Raw genomic sequence first — 1766 nt, forward strand, 5'->3', positions numbered from 1 at the left:
GGCAGGAAGTTCTCAAGCTAGAGCGCGTAGGTGTGCATGACAACTTCTTCGAACTTGGGGGTGATAGTATACTGTCTATTCAGATAGCTTCTCGCGCAAAGGCATTAGATATCTCACTCACTGTCCGGGAGTTATTCGAACATCAAACAATTGCAGGTTTAGTGCCTTTTTTGAAGAGTGAGTTAGCCACTTTAGCTCCGCAAGATACAGTGATTGGCCAGCAACTTTTACTCCCAATTCAACGTAGTTTTTTAAATAAAGGTTTGATAGACGCGCATCATTTCAATCAATCGATGCTTGTGCGCACCCCCGTTGATTTGAAGCAAGAGCATTTAAGAGCTTTGATTGAGTCTCTTTATCAGCGACATGATGTACTACGATTGAAGTTCAATGGGGATGCGGAGGGCTTTTCCAGTGAGTACGTGCCATATACTAAAGAGCTAACAGCCGCCGCTTTATATTATGAAGACATGAGCGCTTTATCTTCTACTGCTCGATTGGAACGACAGTTAGCGAGCTGTAATATTTTGCAGGCGAGCTTGGATCTGGAGCAGGGCCCTTTGCTGAGGGTCGGCTATTTTGATTATGGGCCAGAGCAGGAAGGGCGTTTACTTTTAGTTTTACACCATTTGGTTGTTGATGGTGTTTCATGGCGGATATTGCTATCGGATATTGAGATTGCTTACCATCAGCTTTTGGCGGGAGAAGACATTTCTCTAGCGCTTAAGAGTTCTTCATATCAACAGTGGGGAGCGGCATTATCTCAATATGCTGATACAGAGATATTAGAGCGTGAGCGCCCTTACTGGCTTGAGCAGTTATCGTATCCTATTGGCGTTTTACCTGGCGTTTCTCAAGGTATTTCTTCGACGGATACTGATGTCATCTATAATACTACAATTACCCTTGATGCTGAGCAAACTGGTGAACTGTTGAGCGAATGCAATAAGGCGTATCGCACGCGCATTAATGAACTGCTGCTTTCTGCTTTGTTGAAGGCATACCACGATTGGACCGGTGAACATGCTCTGCGCCTCAGAATGGAGGGGCATGGTCGTGAAGATATTTTCGACGATATGGATTTGAGTGAGACAATCGGCTGGTTTACGTCGATTTATCCACTTGTCTTGTCAGAACAACCTTCCGACGGGTTTGATCATCTCATCAAGAGTGTCAAGGAGCAATACCGCCGTGTGCCGCGCAATGGCGTGGGGTATGGCGTTCTGACCGAGATGGTCAAGGATGAAGAACTGCGATTACTTGATGAGAAGCAAGATCATGCATCAATAGTATTTAACTACATGGGGCAGTTTGACAACAGCCTTAATCAAGAAAAGGCTTTTAAACCTTCCTATGAGGATAAGGGCAATGAATGCAGTCTGCGGCAAGCCCAACAGGAACTCATTGCGATTAACGGTGTGGTGATGGAAGGGAAGCTGTCCTTTACTTTCACGAGCACCAAAAATCGTATCGCACCAGAACAGGTCAAGGCTTTTAGCGAGGCTTATCAGCAAGCTCTCTCAGCATGTATCAAATGGTGCACACAGAAACATGAAAGTAATAGCCTGGCGAAGATGGCCAGCCAATTCACTCATTCTTATGATACAAGTAGAGAGTTTGATATATGAGTGTTAATAAGCTTCTTTTATCATTACAGCAAAAGAAAATAGGCATTAAAGTCGTTGAAGGGGGCATAAAAGCCTACGACCCTCATGGGAATTTGACTGAAGATGTACTTGAGCAGCTGAGAGCTAGAAAAGCAGAGT

The 1766-nt window shown here is 44.6% G+C and carries 1 protein-coding gene; it reads left to right on the forward strand.

Annotation, left to right across the window (positions count from 1 at the left end; all coding sequences use genetic code 11):
• Window positions 1-1628, forward strand: a 1628-nt coding sequence (locus OEU88_RS17570) for a condensation domain-containing protein (protein ID WP_262696514.1), incomplete at its 5' end; no start/stop codon positions are given.
• Between the last annotated feature and the right edge of the window lie 138 nt (window positions 1629-1766).

Source organism: Kordiimonas aquimaris (genome assembly GCF_025574485.1).
Taxonomy (GTDB): Bacteria; Pseudomonadota; Alphaproteobacteria; order Sphingomonadales; family Kordiimonadaceae; genus Kordiimonas; species Kordiimonas aquimaris.